Below are 24683 nucleotides of genomic sequence, written 5' to 3' on the forward strand. Positions count from 1 at the left end.
TTCGGCCCTCAAGCACGATGACTGATTTTTCCCCCGGCGCAGCCAGCGCGCCCCACGCTCCCCGCGTGTTCACCCTCAGCGACTTCGACTTCTCGCTGCCCCCCGAACTCATTGCCCAGCACCCCGCGCCCGAGCGCAGTGCCTCGCGCCTGCTGGACGGCAGAGCGATGCAACCGGTAGACCGAATCTTCCGCGAGCTGCCCGGCCTGCTGCGCGAGGGCGATCTGCTCATCTTCAACGACACGCGCGTGGTCAAGGCGCGCATCTTTGGCGAGAAGGCCAGCGGCGGCAAGCTGGAGCTGCTGATCGAGCGCGTGCTGCCCGCCGAGTCGGGTAACCCGGGCAACGAAGTCGTGGCCCACATGAAGGTCAGCAAGAAGCCCCTGCCCGGCAGCGTGGTGCACATGGCCGGTGGCCGCCAGGCGGGTGGCTTTGACGCGCAGCTGCTGGGCCGCTGGCCCACCGAGGACGGCCCGCTGTTCCGCTTTGCGCTGCACGGCCCGGCGGGCGAGTCGCCCTGGGAGCTGATGGACCGCCACGGCCACCTGCCGCTGCCGCCCTACATCGAGCGCCAGCAAAACACCGACCATGACCCTGACGAGGCGGAAGACAGCCAGCGCTACCAGACCGTGTTCGCCCGCAACCCCGGCGCCGTGGCCGCGCCCACGGCCGCGCTGCACTTTGACGAAGGCGTGCTGGACGACCTGGCGGCGCGCGGCATCGAGCGCGCCAGCGTCACGCTGCATGTGGGCGCAGGCACCTTCCAGCCCTGCAAGACCGAAAACCTGGCCGAGCACCAGATGCACAGCGAGTGGTATGAGATTCCGCTGGCCACGCTGGCCGCGCTGGAGCGTTGCCGCCAGCGCGGCGGCCGCGTGGTGGCCGTGGGCACGACCACCGTGCGCACGCTCGAATCCTGGGCCCGCTCCGGCCTCACCTCGGGCGACACCAACATCTTCATCACGCCGGGCTTTGCGTTCCAGGTGGTGGATGTGCTGATCACCAACTTCCACCTGCCCAAGAGCACGCTGATGATGCTGGTGAGCGCGTTTGCGGGGTATGCCCACATCATGGGCCTGTACCGGCATGCGATTGCGCAGCAGTACCGCTTCTTCAGCTACGGCGACGCGATGCTGCTGGAGCGTGCGCCGCCGGTGCCTGCCGCCTGAAAATATGAGTCAAATCAGGCTCTGGCGCTTACTGGATAAGCGCCAGCAGCTATTGTTTTGATACCAAACGGGTGCGATCAGTGCGCCACCGCGTGCCCGTCCTTGCGCGGGTCGGAACCGGCGATGTAGGTGTTGCCGTTCCTGAGCACCAGCTGCGCGCCACCAAAGGCGAACACGCCAGTGCCCTCTTCCACCGTCACCTCGTGCCCGCGCGCGCGCAGCGCGGCCACCACGGCGGGGTCGAACCCCAGCTCTACCGACACACCCTTGCCGCCGGTGATGCGCCAGCGCGGGGCATCGACAGCGGCCTGCGGGTTCTGGCCGTAGCGCAGCACGCGCAGCGCCATCTGCGTGTGGCCCTGGCTTTGCATGGGGCCGCCCATCACACCGAAGGCCATCTGGGGCGTGCCGTCGGCATGCATGGCAAACGCCGGAATGATGGTGTGCGAGGGGCGCTTGCCCGGCGCCACCTGGTTGGCGTGGCCCGGCACCAGGTTGAAGTTGTGGCCGCGGTTCTGCAGGCTGATGCCAGTGCCCGGCACCACCACGCCCGAACCAAAGCCCATGTAGTTGGACTGGATGAACGAAATCATCATGCCCTGGCTGTCTGCCGCCGCCAGGTACACGGTGCCGCCGGGGCGTGGGGCGCCGTGCCCGGGATCGCCCGCGCGCTCGGGGTCGATCAGGGCGGCGCGGCTTTTCAGGTAGTCGGGGTGCAGCAGCTCGGCGGGCGTGACGTGCATGGCGTCGATGTCGGCGTTGTACTGGTGCAGGTCGGCAAAGGCGAGCTTCATGGCCTCGATGCTGGCGTGCACGGTCTCGATATCGTCCACGGGGTGCTGGCCCACGCCATGGGCATCGAGCATGCCCAGCGCCATCAGTGCGGCGATGCCCTGGCCGTTGGGCGGAATTTCATGGATCACGGAATCGCCAAAGCGCTGGCTGATCGTGCCCACCCAGTCGGCCTGGTGCGCGGCCAGGTCGGCCACCGTCATGGCGCCGCCGTGGGCCTGCGAATGGGCGGCCATGCGCTCGGCAATCACGCCGCGGTAAAAGGCCTCGCCCTCGGTTTCGGCAATCAGCTCCAGCGTGCGCGCGTGGGCTTCGCTGCGAAAGATTTCGCCCGCCACCGGTGTGCGCCCGCCGGGCATGAAGCACTCGGCAAAGCCCGGTTGCGCCCCCAACTTGGCCGCACCCAGCGCCCACAGTCTGGCAATGGTGGGCGACACCGGAAAGCCGTTGCGTGCGTAATCAATGGCGGGCTGCGCCAGCTGCGCAAACGGCAGCTTGCCCAGTCGCCTGGAAAGCGCCACCCAGGCGGACACGGCGCCCGGTACTGTGACGGCGTTCCAGCCCGTCTCAGGGATGCCGCCCAGCTTCTCGAAATACTCCGGCGTCCACGCCGCAGGCGAGCGGCCCGAGGCATTGAGGCCGTGCAGCTCCTTGCCGTCCCACACGATGGCAAACCCGTCGCTGCCCAGGCCACAGCCCGTGGGCTCCACCACCGTGAGCGCCATGGCGGCGGCAATCGCGGCGTCCACCGCATTGCCCCCGGCGAGCAGCATGCGCAGCCCCGCCTGCGCGGCCAACGGCTGCGAGGTGGAAACCACATTGCGCCCCATGACCGCGCTGCGGTGGGAGGCATAGGGAAGGGACCAGTCGAGAGATGGGGTGTTCATAGCGTTCTGACTCTGTTGCCCGCACGCGGCGAGCTGCTTGAAACTGGCGCGACCCAAGGCGAGGGACGCCGAGGAAGGGCCGCCCCGAACCGAGGGCGTCGTCCCCCTTCCCGAATGGCAACGCCATTCGAGAGAAGGGGGAAGCGGCAAAGCCGCTCAGGGGGATGTCACTCCACCACTATTTTGTGTTGCCGAATCACAGCCGCCCAGCGGCTGCTGTCGGACTGCACCATGGCGCCAAACTGTGCCGGGGTGCTGGGCGCTGCGGGTTCCACACCCAGCTTGGCCAGGCTCTCGGCCACCTCGGGCGCCTGCACGGCCTTGGCAAAGGCCTTGTGCACCTTGTCGACCAGCGCCGCCGGCGCGCCTGCAGGCAGGTACACACCAAACCAGGTCACCGACGAATAGCCGGGCAGGCCGGATTCGGCCAGCGTGGGCAACTCGGGCGCGAGGGCGCTGCGCTTTTCGCTGGTGACGGCGATGGCGCGCAGGCGGCCCGCCTTGGCGTGGGGCATGCCGGTGGGCAGCGAATCAAACAGCACATGCGTCTGCCCGGCAATCAGGTCCGGAATGGCCAGGGCCGTGCCCTTGTAGGGGATGTGCGTCATCTCCACACCCGCCTGGGCGCTGAAGGCCGCCGTGTTCAGGTGCACGATGGTGCCGTTGCCGCTGGTGGCGTAGTTGAGCTTGCCGGGGTTGGCCTTGCCGTAGGCGATCAGCTCGGCCACGGTCTTGACGGGCAACGAGTTGGTGACCAGCACCACGCTGGGCGCGTCGGCCACATGGGCCACCGGCACAAAGTCCTTGCGCGGGTCGTACGCCAGCTTGGGCATGAGGTGGGGCGAAATCGCGTGCGTGCTGCTGGTGGTCAGCAGCAGGGTGTAGCCGTCAGGCGCTGCCTTGGCGGCTTCGGCCGTGCCGATGGTGCCGCCCGCGCCGGGCTTGTTGTCCACCACCATCTGCTGGCCCAGGTCAGTGGCCACACGCTGGGTGACCACGCGGGCCACCAGGTCGGTGGCGCCACTGGCCGGAAACGGCACGATCACGCGCACGGGCCGGTCAGGCCACGCCGCAGCCTGTGCATGCGCGGTGGAAACAGATGCCAGCAGGCCGGCCAGGCCCAGCACGCCAAGACTCCAGGAAACAAGACGCATACAAAGCACTCCAGAACAGGACGACGACCGTCGGAAAAAAGGAAGCGCAGGCCCGGACCCCAGGTTGCAGGCACCGCCCGCGCGCTGCGGAACGGGCCCATCTTAGGAAGCTCTGCCTTGCTTTACCACCAGCAAATGAGCAACCAGCTTTGCTGTTACGGCAAACCGATGGATACTGGAGCAGGACTGCCATGACTCCCACACCCACGCCCCCACCGCCACGCGCGCACCTGCTGCAAGACACCACCCTGCGTTACTTTCTGGAAGTGGCGCAGAGCGGATCGCTCACCGAGGCATCCGCCCGCCTGCACGTGGCCGCGTCTGCGCTGAGCCGCCAGATCGCCGGGCTGGAGGCCCAGCTGGGCACGCCGCTGTTCGAGCGCCACCCGCGCGGCATGGTGCTGACAGCGGCGGGCGAGATTCTGGCCGTGCACGCCCGCCGCACAGTGCTGGACGCCGAGCGCGCCCTGGGCGAGATCGGCGCGCTGCAGGGCCTGCGTGCCGGGCAGGTGCGCCTGGCCACGTCTGACGCCTTTGCCAACGAGCTGGTGCCGCGCCTGTGCGTGGAGTTTCAGCGCACGCACGTGGGCATCGAGTTCAGCGTCATCGCGCTGCCCACGGCCCAGGTGCCCGACGCCGTGCGCAGCGGCGCGGCCGACATTGGCCTGTGCTTCAGCCGCGCGCCGCACAAGGACATCGCGGTGGCCTACCGCCAGAGCGCCCCCGTGCTGGCGCTGGTGCTGCCCGGCCACCCGCTCGCAACCCAAGGCAGCGTCACCATCGCCGAGCTGACGCGCTACCCGCTGGCGCTGCCACCGGCAGAAACCACGGTGCGGCAGATGATCGACATCGTGTGCAGCCGCCTGGGGCTGCAACTGGCGCCGGTGCTGATCAGCAACCACGCCAAGACGGTGATCCACTTTGTGCTGCACGGCGGCGGCGTGTCGGTGGCCAGCGAGATCGCCGTGCGCCACCTGGTGGCCGAGGGCGCCATCGTGGCCCTGCCCATCAGCGACCAGGGCATGGATTTTCGCGATGTGGAGGTGCAGACGCTGGCCGGGCGCAGCCTGCCGGTGGCCGTGCAGGCGTTTCTGGAGCTGCTCAGGGAGCGGCTGCCAGGCAGCGTCGGGCCCCATTGAGTCGGGATCAATCCACGTCAAACCGTTCACGCTCGCTTGTCGAAGCGCCGCGAAAGGCTTCGACTAGCTCAGCCCGAACGGGAGTGGTTCAAGTTCAAAGATGCCGGCCCCATGCGGCACTGAGCCCCCTTCCTGCTGTTGGCGAAAATCCCGCGCCTTGCCAAAGTGCCCGTTGCCAATGAAAGGCACCGGCGGGCGCAGCGCCGACAGCGGCGAGGGGTGGTTGGACATGAGCACGAGGTGCCCCTTGTCCTGCGGGATCAGCGCACGCTTGCCCTGCGCGTGCGCCCCCCACAGCATGAACACCACCGGGCGCGGGCCCTCGGCCACATGGCGGATGACGGCGTCGGTGAGCTGCTCCCAGCCCTTGCCCGCGTGGCTGGCGGGCTGGCCCTCTTCCACCGTGAGGCCGGTGTTGAGCAGCAGCACGCCGTTGCAGGCCCACGTCACCAGGCTGCCGCCGGGCTCGGGAAAGGCCGGAAACGGGGTACCCAGGTCGCGCTGCATCTCCTTGAAAATGTTGCGCAGCGAGGGAGGCAGCTGCACGCCGGGCGCCACCGAAAAAGCCAGCCCCTCGGCCTGCCCGCGGCCGTGGTATGGGTCTTGCCCCAGGATGACCACGCGCACCGCGTCGGGCGGTGTGAGACTCAGCGCGCGCAGGGGCTGGGGCGGAAAGATCACCGCCCCCGCCTGCAACCGCGCCTGCAGGAACGCGAGCAGCGCCTGGCCGCGGCCACCGGCAAAGAACCCATCCACCAGCGGCTGCCAGCCCGGCGCCACGGGCCAGTCGGCCGGGTTGGCACTCTGGAGCTGGGTGGCAGTCTGCGGATGCGAATTCATGGTCAAAACAGGCTCCAGCGCTTTACCATCAAGCGCTAGCAGCTATCAAAACAGGAGTTTTCAATCGGCTCAACCGAAGAGCTTGGCCAGCGCCAGGCCGGGGTCGTCGGCGCGCATGAAGGCCTCGCCCACCAGGAAGGCGTGCACGCCCGCGTCGCGCATGGTCTTCACGTCGGCGGGCTTCAGGATGCCGGATTCGGTAACCAGCAGGCGGTCGGCCGGCACGTCTTTCAACATGCCGAGCGTCGTGTCCAGCGTGACCTCGAACGTGCGCAGGTTGCGGTTGTTGATGCCGACCAGCGGGGTCTTGAGCCTGAGCGCGCGCTCCAGCTCGGGGCGGTCGTGCACCTCCACCAGCACGGCCATGTCCAGGCTGCGCGCGATGGCCTCGAAGTCGGCCATCTGCGCGTCGTCCAAGCAGGCCGCAATCAGCAGGATGGCGTCGGCGCCCATGGCGCGCGATTCGTAGATCTGGTACGCGTCCACCATGAAGTCCTTGCGCAGCACGGGGAGCAAGGTGCTGGCGCGGGCCTGCTTGAGGTAGTCGGGCTGGCCTTGGAAGAACTGGCGGTCGGTCAGCACCGACAGGCAGGCCGCGCTGACCTTGCCATCGCCTTCCATGTAGCTCTGGGCAATGTCGGCGGGCTCGAAGTTGGCACGCAGCACGCCCTTGCTGGGGCTGGCCTTCTTGATCTCGGCAATCACCGCCGCCTGGCCCTTGGCGATCTTGGCGCGCAGCGCGCCTTCAAAGTCGCGCGTGAGCACACGGCTCTCGGCGTCGGCGCGCATGGCTTCAAAGGACAGGCGCTTTTTGGCGGCGGCCACTTCTTCGTGCTTGACGGCCACGATCTTGTTCAGGATGTCGCTCATGGGAAAACCTTGGTGGTGGGTGTTGTCACGCGGCAGCGCCGGCCAGTTCATGGGTGCGCGTGACCATCTGCTCCAGCTTGGCCAGCGCGGCGCCCGATGCGATGGCGGCACGCGCCTTGGCCAGCCCTGCGGGCACTGATTCGGCCACATTGGCCGCGTACAGCGCCACGCCCGCATTCAGACAGACGATGTCTTGCGCTGCGCCGGGCTCGCCCTTGAGCACGCCGATCAGCATCTCGCGCGACTGCTCGGGCGTTTCGACCTTGAGCGCACGGTTGCTGGCCATGGGCAGGCCGAAGTCCTCGGGGTGGATTTCGTACTCGGTGATCTGGCCGTTTTTCAACTCACCCACCAAAGTGGCAGCGCCCAGGCTCACTTCGTCCATGCCGTCGCGGCCGTAGACCACCATGGCATGCTCCGCGCCCAGGCGCTGCAGCGCGCGCACCTGGATGCCGACGAGGTCGGGGTGGAACACGCCCATCAGGATGTTGGGTGCCCCGGCCGGGTTGGTGAGCGGGCCCAGGATGTTGAAGATGGTGCGCACGCCCAGCTCCTTGCGCACCGGGGCCACGTTCTTCATGGCCGGGTGGTGGTTGGGCGCAAACATGAAGCCGATGCCGACTTCTGCGATGCACTGGGCGATCTGCTCGGGCTTGAGGTTGATGTGGATGCCCAGGGCTTCCATCACATCGGCGCTGCCGCTTTTGCTGGACACGCCCCGGCCGCCATGTTTGCTGACCTTGGCGCCCGCTGCGGCGGCCACGAACATCGAGCAGGTGGAGATGTTGAAGGTGTTGGCGCCGTCGCCGCCCGTGCCCACGATGTCGACCAGGTGCTTGCTATCCGGCACGTGGACCTTGGTGGAAAACTCGCGCATGACCTGGGCTGCAGCGGTGATCTCGCCGATGGTTTCCTTCTTCACGCGCAAGCCGGTGATGATGGCTGCGGTCATGAGGGGCGAGAGATCGCCGCTCATGATCATGCGCATCAGGTGCAGCATTTCGTCGTGAAAGATTTCGCGGTGCTCGATGGTGCGCTGCAGCGCTTCCTGGGGGGTGATGGACATGACGGTGTCTCCTGGGTTGGCGGTCAGGCCGCCGGTGGATCGGTAAAGGCCAGTTTGAGTCCGAAGCCGATGAACATGGCACCCGCCGCGCGGTCCAGCCAGTGCATGCCGCGCTGCAGGGCCGTGGCGCGGCGGGCCATCCACGACGCTGCCAGCGCCCAGCCCGTGTTGACGGGGATGGCGTTGACGTTGAACAGCACGCCCAGCAGCACAAAGGCCAACGCCTTGTTGTCCGCGCCCGGCGCAATGAACTGCGGCACAAAGGCCAGGAAGAAGATGGCGACCTTGGGGTTGAGCACGTTGGTCCAGAAGCCGCCGAGGAACACCTTGCGAAGCGGCGTGTGCGGCGCAGGGGCCGCCTGCGCAGCCGCCAGCGCTGCACTGTTGCCCCCATCGGCTCCGGGCTTTGCCAGCAGCATGCGCACACCCATCCACATGAGATACGCCGCACCGATCCACTTGAGCACGGTGAACGCTGTGGCCGAGGTGGCCAGCAGCGCGCCCACACCCACCGCCGCGGCAAAGATGTGCACAAAACACCCCGCCGTGATGCCCAGCCCCGCCACGATGCCCGCGCGCGTCCCGGACTTGAGTGCGTTGGTGACGATGTAGAGCACATCGGGCCCGGGCGTGAGGTTCAGCAGCCAGCCTGCGGCGATGAAGATCACCAACTGGTGGAGATCGATGAAGTTCACGCGCGCTGCTCCAGAAAGTTCTGGAGCATGGCGTGGCCGTGTTCGGTGAGGATGCTCTCGGGGTGGAACTGCACGCCTTCGATGGGCAGCGTCTTGTGGCGCACGCCCATGATTTCGCCGTCGTCGGTCCAAGCGGTCACTTCGAGCACGTCGGGGCAGGTGGCGCGCTCGATGGCCAGCGAGTGGTAACGGTTCACCGTGAACTTCTCGGGCAGACCCGCAAACACGCCCTTTTGTGTGGTGGTGATGACGCTGGTCTTGCCGTGCATCAGCTCCTGCGCACGGATGATGTTGCCGCCGAACGCTGCGCCAATGGCCTGGTGGCCCAGGCACACGCCCAGGATGGGCAGCTTGCCCGCAAAGTGCTCAATCGCTGCCACGGAGATACCGGCCTCCGCAGGTGAGCAAGGGCCGGGCGAGATGACCAGGCGGTCGAGCTGACCAGCGTTCAGGCGCGCCTCGATCTCGGCCACGGTGATCTCGTCGTTGCGGAACACCTCGACCTCGGCGCCCAGTTCACCAAAGTACTGAACGATGTTGTAGGTGAAGCTGTCGTAGTTGTCGACCATCAAGAGTTTTGTTGTCATGCGGCGCTCCCGGCAGTGGCGGGCTCGCGCAGGCGGGCGAACTCGCGGTGTTCATAGGCAATGCAGGCTTCCATGAGGCTGCGGTAGATGGCTTCGATCACGTCGGCATCGCCACCTTCGGCCTGGGCGCGTTCGCGCACGCGGGCCACGATGGCCTCAATGCGCGCTTCATCGCGCACCTGTTCCACGCCTTGCTTGATGCGCGCGGCCTGGGTCATGTAGCCCACGCGCTCGACCAGCAGGGGCACCAGCACGTCGTCCAGCGCATCCACCTCGCGGCGTACGTCCTGCATCGTGGCGCAGTGTTTGGTTCGGGAAATGGCGCGGGTCATTCCAGTCCCTCCTCGACCAGTTCGGCGGCGCGCAGCAGCGCGCGGGCCTTGTGCTCGGTTTCCTTCCATTCCAGCTCGGGCACCGAATCGGCCACCACGCCCGCAGCGGCCTGCACATAGAGCGTGCCGTTCTTGATGATGCCGGTGCGGATGGCGATGGCCACATCCATGTCGCCCGCGTAGCTGAGATACCCGCAGGCGCCGCCGTACAGGCCGCGCTTGGTGGGCTCGAGCTGGTCAATGAGTTCCATGGCGTGCACCTTGGGCGCGCCGGTCAGGGTGCCGGCCGGGAAAGTGGCCTTGAGCACGTCCATGCTGGTCATGCCATCGTTGAGGATGCCTTCCACGTTGCTCACGATGTGCATCACGTGGCTGTAGCGCTCCACCGCAAAGGCCTCGGTCACCTTCACCGTGCCGGTTTTCGCGATGCGGCCGATGTCGTTGCGCGCCAGGTCGATCAGCATCACATGCTCGGCGCGTTCCTTGGGGTCGTTGATGAGCTCGACCTCGGTGGCCTTGTCCTTCTCGGGCGTGGCGCCGCGCGGGCGGGTGCCGGCCAGGGGGCGGATGGTGACCTTGGTGCCTTCGTCGGTCTTCTCCTGGCGCACCAGAATTTCGGGGCTGGCGCCCACCACATGGAAGTCGCCAAAATCGTAGAAGTACATGTACGGCGACGGGTTCAGCGAACGCAGCGCGCGGTACAGGGAGAGCGGGCTTTCGGTATAGCGCTTGTGGATGCGCTGGCCCACCTGCACCTGCATGAAGTCACCCGCGGCGATCAGCTCCTTGGCGCGATTGACGGCGGCGAGGTAATCGGCCTTGGCAAAGTCGCGCTGGGCGGGGTGGCTTTCGGTGGCCTTGACCACCGGGGCGCTCACCGAATACTTGAGCTGCTCTTTCAGTTCGCGCAGGCGCTTCTTGGCCTTGGCATACGCCTCGGGCTGGGCCGGGTCGGCGTAGACAATGAGGTAGAGCTTGCCCGAAAGGTTGTCGATGACGGCCAGCTCCTCGCACTGCAGCAGCAGGATGTCGGGGCAGCCCAGGGTGTCGGGCGGGCAGGTGGTCTCCAGCTTCTTTTCGATGTAGCGCACTGCGTCGTAGCCGAAGTAACCCGCCAGGCCACCGCAAAAGCGCGGCAGACCGGGGCGCAGGGCCACCTTGAAGCGTTTCTGGTAGGCATCAATGAAGTCGAGCGGGTTGCCCTCGGCAGTCTCCACCACCCGGCCATCGGTTACCACTTCGGTCTTGGCCTCTGCGCCAAAACCGCTGGCGCGCAGCAGGGTGCGTGCGGGCAGGCCAATGAAGCTGTAGCGCCCGAAGCGCTCGCCGCCCACCACGGATTCGAGCAGAAAGCTGTGCTTGCCGCCGTCCTTGGTGTGCGCCAGCTTCAGGTAGAGCGAGAGGGGGGTTTCCAGGTCCGCAAAGGCCTCGGCCATGAGCGGAATACGGTTGTAGCCTTCGCTGGCCAGGCTTTTGAATTCAAGTTCTGTGATCACGGGGAGGGCTCCCAGCAGTCGCAGCGCGTGTCCCTGTGCAGGAAAAAAGGGGCGCTGCGGTCCATTCGATCGGCCTCACCGCATCGGGGTGGAGGCCACGGGTGCACGCTGGGGCGGTTGCCCAGGTGCCATCAGGCGTTCAATGCGGCAGGCTGGCGCCAGGGCCAGGCTCCCCGGTCGCTGCAACCTGTGATGAACACGTGGTGAATGAACATGGGGCAAAGTGTAGCAAAGCTTTCTTGCAACCATGGTTTGATGTCGCTCAAACGGGCGGCGCACAACCCATCGAAAACCCTGTTGTGGAGATTCGCGAGCGCTGCAACAATTTGAAACGAACGACCGGTCTTTTTTTAGGAGCCGCGCATGAAATTCCTGTCCCGATGCGCCTTGCTGGCTGCTTCCTGCACCCTCGCAGCCGCCGCCATGGCCCAGCCCATCACTGTGGCCGATGTGAAGTACGACGAAACCACCAGTGTCGGGGGCAGCACCTTGCAGCTCAACGGCGCAGGGGTTCGTTACAAAGCCGTGTTCAGGGTGTACACCGCCGGGCTCTATCTGGAGAAGAAAACAGAGACTGCGCGGGACGTTGCAGCCCTCAAAGGGCCCAAGCGCCTGAGCATCACGATGCTGCGCGAAATCGACTCGACCGAACTGGGCAAGCTGTTCTCTCGCGGGATGGAAGACAACATGGACCGCGCCGCGTTCTCCAAGCTGATCCCGGGCGTGTTGCGCATGAGCCAGATCTTCTCGGATCACAAGAAATTGCAGGCAGGAGACCAGTTCATGATCGACTGGATCCCGGGCACTGGCACGGTGATCACCGTGAAAGGCAAACCGCAGGGCGAGCCCTTCAAGGAGCCAGAATTCTTCAATGCGTTGATGGGCATCTGGCTGGGCAACGCTCCGGCAGACTGGAAGCTCAAGGATGCATTGCTGGGCAAAACCCCCGGCTGAGCACGCCGCTACGGAAAAACCCGCCCCCCGCAACCTGCAGGCTGTCACCCTTCCGACAGTCGACGCACTTCGGGGGGCGTAATCTGCACACCAAGGTTTCCGCCGCCCCGCAGGCCACTTTGCACCACCCCCGCGAGTGGCCATTGCGTCCAGCCACCCGCGTGCCATTCCCGGTGCAACCCCCTCAGCGCTCCCGCCCCCGACCCTTTTCGCGCCAGCCACCACCATGAAACTCAGCAACTTTTCCGTCGGCATGCGCCTGGGCGCATCGTTTGGCGCCATCCTGCTCATTACCGCGCTGATCGCCGCGACCGGCATGTGGCGCATCGCCAGCCTGCAGGCGGCCAGCGAAAGGGTCGCCACCCAGGAGATCGAGCAGCAGACGCTGGTGGAAGACTGGGCCTCCGACATTCGCCTGAACTGGGTGCGCACCGAAGCGTTCCTCAAGGCGATTGACCGGGACTATATGGACAAGCTCACGGCCGACACGCAGGCCACGGCCAGCGGCATCGAAGCCAAGGTCAAGCGCATCGACGCCCTGGTGCAAGGCGACAAGAACCGCGCACAGCTGGCCACCATTGCCGCAGCCAGCAAGGCCTACACCGAGAAACTTGCCGAAATCCGCGAGCTGCATCGGGGCGGTGAGCCCAACGTCCCTGCCTTGGTAGACAAGGACCTGCGCCCACTGGCCGATGCTTACCTGAAATCCCTGGACAACCTGCGCACCGCCATGGGCACCGAGCTGGCCGACAGCCAGGCCGACACCAGCACCCTGGCCAAGGCCAGCCAGGTGCTGCTGGGCGTGGGCACGCTGATTGCCGTGGCACTGGGCGCCCTGCTGGCATTCACCGTGACGCGCTCCATCGTGCAACCCGTGCAAAGGGGCAAGCAGGCGGCAGAAAACATTGCAGACGGTGACCTGACCCATCCGATTGACGCCAGTGGCAACGACGAGACCGCGCAACTGCTGCAGGCGCTGGCCACCATGCAGTCGCGGCTGTCCACCATCGTGGGCAATGTGCGCCACAACGCCGAGGGCGTGGCCACCGCCAGCGTCGAGATCGCCACGGGCAACAACGACCTGTCGGCCCGCACAGAGCAGCAAGCTTCCGCGCTGCAGCAGACGGCCGCCTCCATGGAGCAGCTGGGCTCCACCGTGCGCCAGAACGCCGACAACGCGCGCACGGCCAACCAGCTGGCCATGAGCGCATCAACCGTGGCCCAGCAGGGCGGCAATGTGGTGGCCGAAGTGGTCGAGACCATGAAGGGCATCAACGACAGCAGCAAGAAGATTGCCGACATCATCAGCGTCATCGACGGCATTGCCTTCCAGACCAACATCCTGGCACTGAACGCTGCCGTGGAGGCTGCGCGCGCCGGTGAGCAGGGCCGAGGCTTTGCCGTGGTGGCCGGAGAAGTGCGCAGCCTGGCCGGGCGCAGCGCCGAGGCCGCCAAGGAAATCAAGGGACTGATCGGCACCAGCGTGGAACGCGTGGAACGCGGCACCGCCCTGGTGGACAAGGCCGGCGCCACCATGACCGAGGTGGTGGGCGCCATCCGGCGCGTGACCGACATCATGGGCGAGATCAGCGCGGCCAGCAGCGAGCAGAGCCAGGGCGTCTCGCAGGTGGGTGAGGCCATCACGCAGATGGACCAGGCCACCCAGCAGAACGCTGCCCTGGTGGAACAAAGCGCCGCGGCGGCCGACAGCTTGAAGACGCAGGCGGGGCAGCTGGTGGATGCCGTGGCCGTTTTCCGCCTCTCAGCCGGCGCCAGCCACCCGGGGGATGCTATGGCCGCCCCCCAACGCAGCGGCGGCAGCGCCCCGGCATCCCGGCTCGACTACCGCAGCGCGGCGCCGCGCCAGTTGTCCGCCTGAAGACGCAGGATGGGGCTCGGCCCGCTTAGCCGGTGTGAATGAAGCCGGTGTGCCCACGCAGGCTGCACCTGCCGGCGCCATCCAGACGCAAAGCCCAGCCATGGCCCACGCAGGGGGCGTGCGTATTTGCGGTACGGGCGGGTTTGGGCAGACTCGTTCAGAGGTGTTCAGGCCAGCTGCAGCAGCGAATCGACAAAGCCGTCGGCATCCACCGATCGCACCGGCTGGCCATGGTTGTAGCCGTAGGTGACCAGAACCACCGGGCAGCCTGCGGCGCGCGCCGCCTGTGCATCGTTGCTGGAATCGCCCAGCATCAGCGTGCGCGCGGGTGCGGTGCCCAGCGCTTCGCAGGTCTTGATGAGGGGCAACGGGTCGGGCTTCTTGCGTTCAAAGGCGTCACCACCAAACACGTGCTCGAAGTATCCGTCCAGGCCCTTGGCCTGCAGCAGCGGCACCGCAAAATCCGTGGGCTTGTTGGTCAGGCAGGCCAGGCGCAGCCCCCGGGCGCGCAGTGCCTTCATGCCCTCCTGCACACCACCATAGACCCCGGCGAACTGGCCATTGATGGCCAGATAGTGGCGCTGGTAGCTGGCCCAGGCCGCCGGGTAGCGTGCTTCAATTTTTATAGCATCTTGCGCACTACCATCAAGCGCTAGAACATGTTTTAGCACTGAACGCAGCAAATGTTCCGAGCCCTTGCCCACCATGTGCTCGATGTGCCTGGCCTCGATGGCGGGCAGAGCCAGCTCCTGCAGCATGCGGTTGATGGCCTCGCTGAAATCCCCCAGGGTGTCCACCATGGTGCCATCCAGGTCCACGATGACGGCGTCCACACGGGACAGGAGCGGGGCTAGCGAGGCGAAGTCGGTCATGGGGAGAATCGCGGTCAGGGAGTCAGGGGGCACCAGTGTAAGGACGCCTTATCGCAGGCTGAGCGTCTGCCGCTTCCATGCCGGGTCCTGCCAGCGCTGGAAGAGCGGCAGTGCGGCCACGTCGCCCGTCACGCGCTCGGTGGTCAGGCCGTCCAGGCGCACCACTTCAAAGCTCTTGCGGTAGCGGCCCTGGCCCCGGGCTTCGCGGGCCACCAGCATCTGCTGGCCGCCGGGCACCCAGCCGGCGAATTCGGCGACGCCGGTTTCGGGCGTGGCGGCGGCTGGCGGCAGCACGTCGGCCAGCCAGCCGCCTTCCGCCCGGCGCAGCACCCACAGCTCGCGCCAGCCTTCCATGGGCTGCACGGCCAGGGCCACGGCCGTGCCCTCGCGGTTGGTGGTGGCGGATGCCGTCCACACCACGCCGTAGGTGCAGCGGCGCAGCAGCGGGGCCTTGGCACTGTGCTGCGCGTCCACCAGCAGCACGCAGGTTTCGCCGGGGGCGCCGGGCTCGGTCAGCAGCGTGGGGCGATTGCCGGGAGCAGCCACAGGTGCGGCAACGGGCACCAGGGCCCAGCGCACGGCGCTCACGCGCATGGCGGCGTCGTTGTAGGCACTCTGGTCTTCGTCGGGCAGCTCGGTGCGGCTGACGCCGGTGAACTCGGTCAGGGCGCGTGCGGCGGCAGCCGCCACGGCAGGGTCGGCGATGTTCTTGCGCGCCTGCTGGAAGGCGGTGGCGCCCCATACGCTGGCGCGGCGCATCTGCACGCGGTTGCGCAGGTAGCCGGGCAGACCCGCCACGTCCACGCGCTCCAGTACCTCCGCCTGCCAGGTGGTGACCTTGGCGCGCTCGTGTGCGGGCAGATCGGGGTTGATGCATTCGGTGCGGGTCAGCGCCAGGGCGGCGCGGGCGCGTTGCGCAGCATCTGCCTCCGGCATGGCCAGCAGGCGGCGAAAGGCCTCGCCCTCGTAGCAGACCTGCATGCGGCCTTCGACCTCGTAGGTGGCAAATCGCACGCCATAGCCATTGGCCACGTCCAGATGCGCAGACAGCGTGGCGCCCGACGCCTTGCCCGGCACGGCCGCCGACGCACGGCGGGCCAGCCGGTCGGCAAAGGTGCCCAGCGCATCGAAGGCCTGGGCGCCATCCGCACCCGACAGCGCCTGGGCGGGCGCGGCCTGCAGGTAGGCGGCGGTGAGGCCAATGCCCAGTGCTTCGGCGCCCGGCGTGTCCTGCACAAAGCGCATCACGGCCAGCAGCGCGGGGCCTTCGGCCTGCGTCAGCGTCACGCGGCGCACATCGCTGGCGCGGATGAAGCCACCGCGCTCACGCTTGTGGTCCCACACCTGCAGATAGTCGAGGCGCTCACCACGCACCTCCAGCACTTCGCCCTGCCACAGGCTGGCCTGCTGCTGGGCACCATCGCGCGGCGCGGCGCGCAGGCTGGCCTGGTCTTGCACCACGATGGCGGCGCCCTGGGCGGCGGATGCAGGCAAAGGGGCGGCCTCGGCCGCGATGGTGACGGCGGCGCTGGCCACGGCCGCCGCCAGGGTTGCAAGGGTGGCTTTCATGCTCATTGCTCCGTGGTGGTGGCGGTGTTCATTCCGTCGTCCACCGCAGCCGTGGCCTGCGCGTTGCGCTGGCCGCCCAGCAGTGCGGCGCCGATGAAGTCGCCATTGGTGGGCGGCGGCGCGATGATGACCTGGATCTTGTCCGAGAGCTTGTCGGCCAGCGTTTTCTGGATGAGCAGCGGGTGTTTCGTCACCAGCGCGCCTTCGCGGGCCATCTGCTCGGCGTTCACCTTGCCGATGCGGTCCATGCGGTAGGCCTCGGCCTCGGCCAGCTTCTGGCGGGCGTCGGCCTCGCCGTTGGCTTCGATGCGGCGGGCCTGTGCCGCACCTTCGGCGGCCTTCACGCGTGCCACGCGCTCGGCCTCGGCCTCCAGCTGGCGTTGCTCGATCTGGCGCTGCTTGAAGGGCAGCACATGCTTCATGGCTTCTTCCTGGGCCTTGGCGGCGATCACCTGCTCGCGCGCGGCGGCCTCGGCGGCCACTTCACGGCGCACCTTGTCGGCGCTGGCATCCAGCTCGGTCTCCTTCACGCGCTTGTCTTTCAGCTCCAGCGTGTAGCGCATCTTTTCGGACGCCAGCTCTTCGGCCAGCAGGCTGTCCATGCCGCGGCGGTACTCGGCGGGAAGGTCCACCTTGCCGATCTGCACACTGCGCAGCGTGACACCGTCGGCCGCCAGGCGGGCGCGCAGTTCGGTCTCGATGATCTGCGCAATCTCGGCGCGCTTGGACGAGAAGATTTCGCGCACCGTGTAGCGGGCAAACACCTTGTAGACCAGGCCCTGGACGGCCGGCTCCACGATGTCGGCGCCCACGTTGTCAGGCAGGTTACCGGCCTTGACGGCGGGGGCGTTGGGGTCCAGGGCGTAGCGCACGCTCAAATCCAGGCCCAGCGAAAGGCCTTCTACCGACTGCAGCGGTGCGCTGCCCGTGGCCTGGCGCATGGCTTCGGGGCGGTAGCTCTGATCGCGCAGCGAGAACACGCGCACCGTGTGCAGGCCAGGCACCACCCACACGCTGCCATCACGCCACAGGCTCACGGCGCCGGTGAACTGGTTCAGGCGCACGCCCAGGTCGCCCTGCGCCAGGTGTTGCACCGGCGGGTTGCGCGCCACCATCAGGACGGCTGCGGCGGCCAGGGTGCCCACGGCCAGCCAGCGCACCGTGCGGGCGGTGGGCAGCAGGTAGGCCCAGTTCACCGGGGCGGTGGGCGCCACGGGAGCGGCGCCGGCTGCGGCCGCGCTTCCGAACAGGTCTGTCTCCAGGCCGGACTCCATGCCGGCCTCGGGCAAGGCGGTGGACGAACGGCCCTTCAGGGTCTGCACGATGCGGTTCCAGGTGGCTTTCATGGTGTGGTTCTCTCTCTCGGTTAGGTTCGGTGTTGTTGTCGGTTCTGAGCCGCGCCGTGGCAGGCTCATTGAGGACCGATTGTTCGAATTCACCCCGGAAGCAACAACGCTGCGCCACACCCAATGCGCTCACGCCGCCTGCGTGAACCTTCCGGCCCCGGAAGAAAAACTCACACCGCCCTGTGCGCGGCGCCGGGATAATCCGCCCACCCCTTGACTGCCCCGCCCTGCCCATGACCCGCATTGCCGTGATCGAAGACGACCTGCCCACCAGCAACCAGCTGGCCGGGTGGATACGCAGTGCCAAGAGCGGCATCGTCATCGACCAGTGGTTCACCCGCGACGAGGCCGAGGCGGCGCTGGCCCGCGAGCACTACGACGCGGTGGTGCTGGACATCGAACTGGGCCGCGAGCGCCATGCGGGCGTGGCCCTCATCAACGCCATCAACAAGCTGCGCCAGGGCACGCCGGTGCTGGTGGTGTCCGCCATGCCGGCGGCCATTTATCGCAGCATCATGAAGGCGCTCGATGCATGGGACTACCTGCAGAAAACCACGTTCGAAGAGGCCGACTTCATCGAGACCTTTCTCGACATCCTGCGCACCACGCAATCACAGGCCCCCACCAGCGCGGCCCCAGTGCCGGTGGGCGACGCGCTGGTGCTGGACCCGCTGTGGCAGCGCACCCCCACCTGGCGCGGCGAGCGCATCAACCTGCCGCTGACCGCCCAGCGCATCCTGGCCACGCTGCACCAGCGCAGCGGCGAGGTGGTGTCGTACGACGAACTGTTCGAGGTGGTGAAAAGCGGCCGCAACCGCGATAACGTGCGCAAGCATGTGAGCACCATCCGCGAGGCGCTGCGCGAAGTGGATCCGAGCTTCGAAGGCATTGAAAACGTCCCTATGCGCGGCTTCCGGTGGACTGGCAGATGAAGCGCCTGCTGCGCCGCCCTGCGCTGGAGATGCCCCGCCTGGGCCTGCCCGCGTTCCGCCTGCGCATCCTGGTCCGCAGCGTGTTTTTGCTGCTGGCCCTGGCCACCGTGGCGCTCAGCGTGGTGCTGTTGCAGGAGGAAAAGGAGCGTGCCTGGAAGAGCTACCAGCACGGCTTTGAGCGCAGCCAGTCGGAGGTGATGGCGCGCCTGCGCCACCCCTCGGGTCAGCTGGCGCTGCTCAACGCCGACCACCAGCCTCAGCGCGCCGGCAGCGGCCTGGCGCCCTTGCTGCTGCCGTACTCGGCCCTTGATTTCGACGACCAGAACAAGGCCCAGCAGGCGGTAGAGATGGCGGGCTGCGCGGTGCAGTACCCCGACGGTTCGTCGCTGTGCGCTGCAATTGGCAACAACCCGTACGCGGGCGGCTTCATCTACCTGGTGGGCAGCTTCTACGCAGGCGAACTGGTGCCGCGCGAGCGCGGGGTGCTGGCGCTGGTCGGCGTGCACCGCGCGCTCATTGCGCTCGATATGCGGGGCGAACAGTTCCGCTGGGTGGCGCCGTTTGAAGCCCTGGCCCCGCAGGGCACGGTCAGCACGCGGGGGCGGCTCACGGGTTTTGTGGACACGGGCGACGCGGCGCTCGACATCCGCGCCCGGCCCGTGCGGGACTTTCGCGGCTGGCTGTGGCAAAGCGGCACCTGCCGCGACCTGGCGGGCGCCCTGCCCGGTTGCGCGCGTCGCACGTTTTATTCCGTCCGCCTGCCGGTGGAGCTGTTCCGCGAGGCGCTGTTCCAGAAGCGGCCCCTGGTGTGGCCCCCGGACGACTTGGGCGCCATGCGGCTGCGGGTGCAGATGCTGGCTCCGGGCACCAGCACCGCGCTGTTTGACAGCAACACCCCGGGCGCCCAGCCAGCGGCGTCCCTGGCCGAGGTGGCACGCACCCTGCTGCCCGGCGAGCGGGTGCAGATCCGCAAGCTGGGCAACAGCGACAGCGAGGCCATCGCCCTCAAGGGCACCGAGGTACAGGCCGAGCATTCGGCCCCGTGGCTGATCCGCTTCATCAGCTGGCTGCCGCTGGACCTGCGAAGCGGCGCCCAGGCCCGCCCGCCCGAGATTCCTTCGGGCCTCGATATCCTCGACACCCCCACGGGCAACTACGCCGTAACGTTTACCGGCAACCTGCGCGGGGTGGAGCTGGGCCTGGCGGCCGTGGCCACCCGCCTGTCGTGGTACCTGCCCGCCATGCTGGGGGCGATAGCGCTGGCCTGGCTGGTGGTGGAGGTGGGCCTGCTGCGCCGCGTGACGGCCCTCACCCGCCGCGCGGCCGCCGTGTCGTACAACGTGCAGCCAGGCCACACCGGGCCCCGGCTGGGCGACCTGGATGTGTCGGACCTGCGCGGATCGGACGAACTGGGCATTCTGGCCGGTGGGCTGGCCGACCTGCTGCAGCGCGTGAAGGACGACCTGGCCCGCGAGCAGCTGCGTGCCCAGCAGGAGCGCGACATGTGGCACGCCGTGGGGCACGAGATCATGTCGCCGCTGCAGTCGCTGATGGTGCTGCACGGGGCGCCTGGCGACCCCGGACACCGCTACATCCAGCGCATGCAGCAGGCCGTGCATGTGCTGTACGGCACGGCATCGCCTGCCGAAGCCCTGGAGGCCGCCGACGTGACCGCGGGGCGTCTGGACCTGGACGCCTATTTGCGCCATGTGGCGGACAACGCCCATTTCGCGGGCATCGACCAGGTGGTGTATGCGGGTGATGGCGAACCCGTCATCGTGCGGGCAGACGAGTTTGCACTGGAGGACGTGGTGACACACATCCTGCGCAATGCCGACCGCTACCGGCCTGCGGGCACGGCCATCACGTTGGCGCTGAAGGCGTCGGAATCCACGGCCAGCGCCACGATCACCAACCAGGGCGCCACCATTGCCGAGGAATTGCTGGAGCGGATCTTCGAGCTGGGTGTGTCAGACCCCGGCCTGCCGCCACTGGCCAGCGAGGGCGGGCACCGCGGCCAGGGCCTGTTTGTGGCCAAGACCTACATGGCCAAGATGGGCGGCACTATCAGCGCGCGCAACACGGCGGACGGCGTGGCTTTCACGCTCACCTTCCAGCGGCTGGGGTAAGAAGGTGTGAACGGTGGGCCGTCTGCAAGCGCCCATGGCGGGCATGCAGGGGGCGGCAGAACGGACGGCTGCGTTCGGCGCTGTCCGACAGGGCGACAAAAACGCGTTGGCTACGCTGTAGCCATACCGTTCGCACCGCTGGCGGCCCACGCAAAAGGCCCGGCGGATGCGTGATCTACCACCCTGTTTCCAGTGCGCCAGTCGCCAGTCGCCAGTCGCCAGGAGTTTTGTCATGAAACGATTCACCATTGCCACCCCCGTCGTCGCCGCAGCCCTGCTGATGGCCTCTGCAGCCGCATCGGCCCAGTCTGCCACTGCCGGCAACGATGCCCGCGCCCGCTATGAGCAGGAGCGCCAGGCCTGCATGACCAACAACAAGCAGGACACCCTGGCCACCTGCCTGCGCGACGCCACCAACGCCTACGACGCCGCCCGCAAGGGCCAGCTGAGCGACCCTGGCCCCATTGCCATGGCCAACGCCACGCAGCGCTGCGAGGCCTTCCAGAACGCGCAGGACCGCGCTGAATGTGTGCGCCGTGTGGAGAGCGACCCCGCCAGCGGGTCTGTGTCCGGTGGCGGCGTGCTGCGGGAATCTGTCACCACCACTGTGGTCCCGCAGTAACCGCCCAAGAAATTTGAATAAAACTGGCTGCTAGCGCTTACCCCATAAGCGTTAGCAGCTATCAATAAAATAGCATATAGCCAGTCGTTGGCAAATGGCTGGTTCAAGCCAGCGATTGGCGCATGGCGTCGATCACACCGCGATAGTCCGGCTTGCCAAAAATGGCGCTGCCCGCCACAAAGGTGTCGGCGCCCGCGTCGGCCACGCGGCGGATGTTGTCGGTCTTGATGCCGCCGTCCACTTCCAAGCGGATGTCCTTGCCCGACGCGTCGATGCGCTTGCGCACGGCCTCGATCTTGCGCAGGGCCGAGTCGATGAAGCTCTGGCCGCCAAAGCCGGGGTTGACGCTCATGATCAGAATGAGGTCGATGTCGTCGATCAGCCAGTCGAGCACGTCCAGCGGCTCGGCGGGGTTGAACACCAGGCCGGGCTTGACGCCCTTGGAGCGGATGGCCTGGATGCTGCGGTGCACGTGGCCCGAGGCATCGGGATGGAAGCTGATGTAGTCGGCGCCCGCATCCGCAAAGGCTGCGGCCAGGGCATCCACGGGCTGGATCATCAGGTGCACGTCAATCGGCACGGCCGTGCCATCCACGGTCTTGGCATGGGGCTTGAGCGCCTGGCACACCATGGGGCCAAAGGTGAGGTTGGGCACGTAATGGTTGTCCATCACGTCAAAGTGGATCCAGTCGGCGCCAGCGGCAATGACATTGCGTACTTCCTCGCCCAGGCGGGCGAAGTCGGCGGAGAGGATGGAGGGGGCGATTCGGAATGTGCGGCTCATCCCCCGATTGTCTCAAAGCGCAGCCGGTCTGGGGTTTTAGCCCCCTGGCACGCCCTGGGCGCAAATCTCCACGGTTACCATTCGCCCCATGCCAAAGTACCAGTTCGACGTGAAAGTACTGCCTGAATACCTGCCCGAGCAGTCTGCGCCGGACACGGGGGTGTACAGCTTCGCCTACACCATCACCATCACCAACACCGGCGAATCGCCCGCGCAGCTGATTTCACGCCACTGGATCATCAGCGACTCCAGGGGCCACACCGAAGAAGTGAAGGGCCTGGGCGTGGTGGGCCACCAGCCGCTGCTCAAACCCGGTGAATCCTTTCAATACACCAGTGGATGCCGGTTGCGCACTGCCAGCGGCACCATGCATGGCACCTTCCATTGCGTGACGGAAGACGGCGAGCCCTTTCACACCGCCGTCCCTCTTTTTGTGCTGGAGGCGACGAACCACGGCCCCTCGGGAGAGCCACTGAGCGGTCGGGTGCTGCATTGAGGCGCGTAGCCGCGGGCACCGACCTGGAAACCCTGCTGTCCTCGCTGGACCCGCAGGCACACCTTGCCCACCGCCATCTGTGGCTGATCCATCTGCTGGAATGGGTGCGGGGGCGCCGAGATTCCGTGCCGGCCGCCGTGGGACGCGTGCAGCTGTTTCTCGACGCGGTGCAATCCCGCCCTGACATCCAGGTGCGCCTTCAGGCGTGGTGGACGACACTGGTGGACCACGTGGACATCACCACCTTGCTGGCGGATTTCGGGTTTGCGCCCCGCACCGCCCTCGTGAGCGAGCTGGCCGAGCGGGTACGCAACAAACTGCTGCCCGGCAGCCCGGAAACCATCGACGCATCCGAACTCTTCATGCTGGCATTGCCCAGCGAGTTCGATGCGCAGTGGCTGGCCGCGCTGGAGGAAACCCAGCTCAATCGCCTGGTCGGCCTTCTGTCAGGGACGGCTGGCGAAGCCTCCCCCGGCCCCTCGCGCTGGCACAAGGCCCTGCTGGACGCCATCACCTACTGCGCCGGCCAGATCCTTTCCACCGGTTTTGCGCCCGAGCTGCGGCTGCGCATGAGCGAGTCGGCCCGCGACGCCCAGCCTTTTCATGCACTGATCCGCGACGTGGAGAGCCTGCGCGTGGAGGTGCTGCACGCGCTGCGCACGCCCGACCGGCTCAACGAGGCTGCCCAGCGCCTGCGCGAACGGCTGGAGGCCTGCCGTGCCGCCGCCACCACGGTTTACACCCATTTTGAAGAGAACGGGATCTCGGTCGGCCTGGTGTTTCGCCTGCGGCAGCTGCGCGAGCGCATCCTGCGCGTGCGCGAACTGCTGGAGTGCCTGCTGTCACCCAAGCCCGCCGTCACGGCCGCGCGGCTCATGGCACATCTGGTGATGGTGGGGCAGGAGCGGCGCAGCCTGCGCGCCCTGGTGGCATCCAACTCCTCCCTGCTGGCGGCCAAGGTGGCCGAGCGCAGCGCCGAAACCGGCGAGCACTACATCACCCGTACGGGCGCCGAATACCGCGCCATGGTCCGCAAGGCAGCGGGCGGCGGCGCGGTGATGGCGTTCACGACGATGATCAAGTTCGGCCTGTATGCCCTTGCGCTTTCCGCGTTCTGGGGGGGCTTCTGGGCCGGTGTGAACTACGCCACCACCTTTGTGCTGATACAGCTGCTGCACCTCACGGTGGCCACCAAGCAGCCGGCCATGACGGCACCGGCCATGGCGGCCAAGCTCAAGGAGCTTGGCGCCAGCGGCGCGATCGACTCCTTCGTTGACGAGATCACGCACCTGGTGCGCTCCCAGGTGGCCGCCGTGCTGGGCAATGTGCTGGTGGTGTTCCCGGCCGTCATCGGGCTGGCCATGCTGTTTGCGCTGGTGGTGGGCAGCCCTGCGCTCAGCGAACCCCAGGCCCTGCAGGTGTTTGAATCCCAGCACCTGCTGGGGCCTTCGCTCATTTTTGCGGGGTTCACGGGGGTGCTGCTGTTCGTGTCCAGCATCATCGCGGGCTGGACCGAAAACTGGTTCGTGCTCTACCGCCTGGATTCGGCCATGCACTACAACCCGCGCATCACCGGCCTGCTGGGCCAGGAGCGTGCGGCGCGCTGGGCGCGGTTCTTGCGCGAGAACCTCTCGGGCTTTGCAGCCAACATCTCGCTGGGCTTCATGCTGGGCCTGGTACCAGCGTTTGCAGGGTTTTTCGGGTTGGGCCTGGATGTACGCCATGTCACACTGTCCACGGGCCAGGTGGGCGCGGCAAGCGCGGCACTGGGCCTGGAGGTGTTGCACCTGCCTGCCTTCTGGTGGGCGGCGGCCGCGCTGCCCTTGATGGGTGCGCTGAATGTTTCGGTGAGTTTTTACCTGGCATTCCGGCTGGCCCTGCGCGCACAGAACGTCAGCGGCGTAGACCGCTCCCGGATCTACGCAGCCATCCGTGCGCGCATGCGTTCGTCACCCCTGAGTTTCTTCACGCCAGAGCGCCGTACCGCCGCCTGACACAAGGCGCTCAGGCCCCAGCAAGCAAGCGCCGCCCATGTCCTACAGTGAACGTTTGTTTCCGCCTGTAAATTCAGGC

At 67.2% G+C, this 24683-nt stretch carries 22 protein-coding genes; 9 read left to right on the forward strand and 13 right to left on the reverse strand.

What is annotated here, in order from left to right:
• Window positions 1-17 precede the first annotated feature (17 nt).
• On the forward strand, window positions 18-1169 hold the full coding sequence (gene queA / locus AAFF19_RS21870; RefSeq protein ID WP_182120356.1) for a tRNA preQ1(34) S-adenosylmethionine ribosyltransferase-isomerase QueA: 1152 nt from the start codon (window positions 18-20) through the stop codon (window positions 1167-1169).
• Between the two features lie 77 nt (window positions 1170-1246).
• Here the strand turns inward: queA and AAFF19_RS21875 are convergent, their stop codons facing one another.
• Window positions 1247-2848: a gamma-glutamyltransferase family protein gene (locus tag AAFF19_RS21875; protein WP_182120355.1), complete on the reverse strand. Its 1602-nt coding sequence runs from the start codon at window positions 2846-2848 to the stop codon at window positions 1247-1249.
• A gap of 167 nt (window positions 2849-3015) precedes the next feature.
• A complete protein-coding gene (locus tag AAFF19_RS21880; RefSeq protein ID WP_342720987.1) occupies window positions 3016-4002 on the reverse strand; it encodes a tripartite tricarboxylate transporter substrate binding protein in 987 nt (328 codons plus the stop codon).
• Window positions 4003-4193: 191 nt separating this feature from the next.
• Between AAFF19_RS21880 and AAFF19_RS21885 the strand changes: the two genes are divergently transcribed.
• Complete coding sequence (locus AAFF19_RS21885; protein ID WP_342720988.1) at window positions 4194-5141, forward strand: LysR family transcriptional regulator; 948 nt, start codon at window positions 4194-4196, stop codon at window positions 5139-5141.
• Window positions 5142-5204: 63 nt separating this feature from the next.
• Here AAFF19_RS21885 and AAFF19_RS21890 read toward each other — a convergent pair whose 3' ends face one another.
• The 7 genes from AAFF19_RS21890 to trpE all read right to left on the reverse strand — a co-directional run bounded on the left by AAFF19_RS21890 (window position 5205) and on the right by trpE (window position 11027).
• A complete protein-coding gene (locus tag AAFF19_RS21890; RefSeq protein ID WP_342720990.1) occupies window positions 5205-5981 on the reverse strand; it encodes a uracil-DNA glycosylase in 777 nt (258 codons plus the stop codon).
• Window positions 5982-6050: 69 nt separating this feature from the next.
• The gene (trpC, locus tag AAFF19_RS21895) at window positions 6051-6851 is read right to left on the reverse strand and encodes an indole-3-glycerol phosphate synthase TrpC (RefSeq protein WP_342720991.1); all 801 of its coding nucleotides are present in this window, start codon (window positions 6849-6851) and stop codon (window positions 6051-6053) included.
• 25 nt (window positions 6852-6876) lie between these two features.
• Window positions 6877-7917: an anthranilate phosphoribosyltransferase gene (gene trpD / locus AAFF19_RS21900; RefSeq protein ID WP_182120352.1), complete on the reverse strand. Its 1041-nt coding sequence runs from the start codon at window positions 7915-7917 to the stop codon at window positions 6877-6879.
• Between the two features lie 23 nt (window positions 7918-7940).
• Window positions 7941-8612, reverse strand: coding sequence for a LysE family translocator (locus tag AAFF19_RS21905; protein WP_182120351.1), 672 nt, complete (start codon window positions 8610-8612; stop codon window positions 7941-7943).
• Window positions 8609-9199 carry an aminodeoxychorismate/anthranilate synthase component II gene (locus AAFF19_RS21910; RefSeq protein WP_008906557.1) on the reverse strand — a complete coding sequence of 197 codons (591 nt, stop codon included), beginning with the start codon at window positions 9197-9199 and terminating at the stop codon, window positions 8609-8611. The genes AAFF19_RS21905 and AAFF19_RS21910 overlap by 4 nt, the downstream gene beginning before the upstream one ends.
• Entirely contained in the window at window positions 9196-9531 is a 336-nt protein-coding gene (locus AAFF19_RS21915) for a chorismate mutase (RefSeq protein ID WP_182120350.1), read from the reverse strand. Before AAFF19_RS21915 ends, AAFF19_RS21910 begins: the two co-directional genes overlap by 4 nt.
• Window positions 9528-11027 carry an anthranilate synthase component I gene (gene trpE / locus AAFF19_RS21920; RefSeq protein WP_182120349.1) on the reverse strand — a complete coding sequence of 500 codons (1500 nt, stop codon included), beginning with the start codon at window positions 11025-11027 and terminating at the stop codon, window positions 9528-9530. The genes AAFF19_RS21915 and trpE overlap by 4 nt, the downstream gene beginning before the upstream one ends.
• 363 nt (window positions 11028-11390) lie before the next feature.
• Between trpE and AAFF19_RS21925 the strand changes: the two genes are divergently transcribed.
• The gene (locus AAFF19_RS21925) at window positions 11391-11981 is read left to right on the forward strand and encodes a chalcone isomerase family protein (protein WP_008906560.1); all 591 of its coding nucleotides are present in this window, start codon (window positions 11391-11393) and stop codon (window positions 11979-11981) included.
• Window positions 11982-12207: 226 nt separating this feature from the next.
• Window positions 12208-13860, forward strand: coding sequence for a methyl-accepting chemotaxis protein (locus tag AAFF19_RS21930; protein WP_182120348.1), 1653 nt, complete (start codon window positions 12208-12210; stop codon window positions 13858-13860).
• 167 nt (window positions 13861-14027) lie between these two features.
• On the opposite strand, the gene gph is transcribed toward AAFF19_RS21930, so the two are convergent.
• Genes gph through AAFF19_RS21945 form a run of 3 tightly spaced genes read right to left on the reverse strand, consistent with a single transcriptional unit; the run spans window position 14028 to window position 17647 of the window.
• Window positions 14028-14732, reverse strand: coding sequence for a phosphoglycolate phosphatase (gene gph / locus AAFF19_RS21935; RefSeq protein WP_182120347.1), 705 nt, complete (start codon window positions 14730-14732; stop codon window positions 14028-14030).
• A 48-nt stretch (window positions 14733-14780) separates the two neighbouring features.
• Window positions 14781-16301 carry a hypothetical protein gene (locus AAFF19_RS21940; RefSeq protein ID WP_342720992.1) on the reverse strand — a complete coding sequence of 507 codons (1521 nt, stop codon included), beginning with the start codon at window positions 16299-16301 and terminating at the stop codon, window positions 14781-14783.
• A 2-nt stretch (window positions 16302-16303) separates the two neighbouring features.
• Complete coding sequence (locus AAFF19_RS21945) at window positions 16304-17647, reverse strand: SPFH domain-containing protein (RefSeq protein ID WP_342720994.1); 1344 nt, start codon at window positions 17645-17647, stop codon at window positions 16304-16306.
• 233 nt (window positions 17648-17880) lie between these two features.
• Here AAFF19_RS21945 and AAFF19_RS21950 point away from each other — a divergent pair, with 233 nt between their 5' ends.
• From AAFF19_RS21950 to AAFF19_RS21960, 3 genes are all read left to right on the forward strand, one after another.
• On the forward strand, window positions 17881-18579 hold the full coding sequence (locus tag AAFF19_RS21950) for a response regulator (protein ID WP_342720995.1): 699 nt from the start codon (window positions 17881-17883) through the stop codon (window positions 18577-18579).
• Window positions 18576-20708, forward strand: coding sequence for a HAMP domain-containing sensor histidine kinase (locus AAFF19_RS21955; RefSeq protein ID WP_342720996.1), 2133 nt, complete (start codon window positions 18576-18578; stop codon window positions 20706-20708). Before AAFF19_RS21950 ends, AAFF19_RS21955 begins: the two co-directional genes overlap by 4 nt.
• A 232-nt stretch (window positions 20709-20940) precedes the next feature.
• Complete coding sequence (locus AAFF19_RS21960) at window positions 20941-21330, forward strand: hypothetical protein (RefSeq protein ID WP_182120343.1); 390 nt, start codon at window positions 20941-20943, stop codon at window positions 21328-21330.
• A 103-nt stretch (window positions 21331-21433) separates the two neighbouring features.
• On the opposite strand, the gene rpe is transcribed toward AAFF19_RS21960, so the two are convergent.
• A complete protein-coding gene (rpe, locus tag AAFF19_RS21965) occupies window positions 21434-22114 on the reverse strand; it encodes a ribulose-phosphate 3-epimerase (RefSeq protein WP_342720997.1) in 681 nt (226 codons plus the stop codon).
• 88 nt (window positions 22115-22202) lie between these two features.
• Between rpe and apaG the strand changes: the two genes are divergently transcribed.
• Entirely contained in the window at window positions 22203-22610 is a 408-nt protein-coding gene (gene apaG, locus AAFF19_RS21970; RefSeq protein ID WP_008906573.1) for a Co2+/Mg2+ efflux protein ApaG, read from the forward strand.
• Entirely contained in the window at window positions 22607-24604 is a 1998-nt protein-coding gene (locus AAFF19_RS21975) for a site-specific recombinase (RefSeq protein ID WP_182120341.1), read from the forward strand. Before apaG ends, AAFF19_RS21975 begins: the two co-directional genes overlap by 4 nt.
• The last annotated feature ends 79 nt before the right edge of the window (window positions 24605-24683 follow it).

The sequence above is a fragment of the Acidovorax sp. FHTAMBA genome (genome assembly GCF_038958875.1).
Lineage (GTDB): Bacteria > Pseudomonadota > Gammaproteobacteria > Burkholderiales > Burkholderiaceae_C > Acidovorax.